Origin of the sequence: Sandarakinorhabdus oryzae (genome assembly GCF_009733735.1) — a bacterium.
Lineage (GTDB): Bacteria > Pseudomonadota > Alphaproteobacteria > Sphingomonadales > Sphingomonadaceae > Sandarakinorhabdus > Sandarakinorhabdus oryzae.
Window position 1 is genome coordinate 1 of record NZ_WNJP01000356.1, and the last position, 920, is coordinate 920.

General features: G+C 65.3%; 2 protein-coding genes. Both read right to left on the reverse strand.

Annotated features, from left to right (window positions below; all coding sequences use genetic code 11):
- Positions 1–241: 241 nt before the first annotated feature.
- Positions 242–511, reverse strand: coding sequence for an SWIB/MDM2 domain-containing protein (locus tag GJ693_RS16270; protein WP_156257257.1), 270 nt, complete (start codon positions 509–511; stop codon positions 242–244).
- A 172-nt stretch (positions 512–683) separates the two neighbouring features.
- Positions 684–920, reverse strand: a 237-nt coding sequence (locus tag GJ693_RS17275) for a hypothetical protein (RefSeq protein ID WP_197042309.1), incomplete at its 5' end; no start/stop codon positions are given.

Genomic DNA, 920 nt, shown 5'->3' on the forward strand with positions numbered 1-920 from the left:
CATCGCCGAGCGCGTGATCGCCGGCCTGCCGCGCGAGGCCATCACCGCCGACGAGCTGCCGGCCGGCCTACAGCCCGCCGCCGAAGGCTGGGTGCGCACGCTGCCGGGCCAGGTGCCCGGCGGCATCGATGGCTTTTTCATCGCCCGCTATCGCAAGCTGGACAGCTGAACGCGAAAGGGGCGCCGCCGGGTGGACCCCGACGACGCCCCTTCAATGTCCCGGCCCAACGGGCCGAACCCGTTACTTCAGATACTGGGCGATGTACTTGTTCATTTCGAACATCGAGCACTCGTCCTTGCCGAAGATCGCCTTCAGCTTGGCATCGGCCACGATGGTGCGCTTGTCGGTGGGCTTCTGCAGATTGTTCGCCTTGATGTGGGCCCACACCTTGGACACCACTTCGCCGCGCGGCAGCGGCGTGGTGCCGATGAGGGCAGCAAGCGGACCTTGCGGCGTCAACGGCTTCATCAGCGCCGAAGTGTTGCGACCGCCCTTGGCTTCATTGGCCATGTAAATCCCCTTCTCGTGTAACACGCCCCCCGGGGGGCAAACGGCATCAGTTTTACCCTGATGAATGGCTTAAAGCGGGCTTGTCCCCCTGCGCGCAAGCGGAATTTTTACAGAGCGCCCCAATATGGCGCCAAAGCGACGGAATCGTGACTTTGTTGCAACTTTGCGCGGTCTAAAAACGCCGTGTGAAGCGCAATTGCCACCAGCGCGGCGGATTGAGCGTGGCCAGGCCGGCCACTGCGCCGGTGGCAAGCGTGCGATCGAGGCAATTCTCGCACTCGAGACTCATCAGCCAGCCGCCATCGGGAATTTCCAGCTGCAGCGCCGCGGCCACCTGCCAGCCGCCGGGCGCCACCCCGTCGACCAGGCCCAGCACCGGCGCAGCGGCGACGCCCATGCGGCTGCGCCA

Excerpts from the sequence above, each read along its gene's own strand:
- GJ693_RS16270 (WP_156257257.1), bottom strand. The coding sequence starts at position 511 with ATGGCCAATGAAGCCAAGGGCGGTCGCAACACTTCGGCGCTGATGAAG.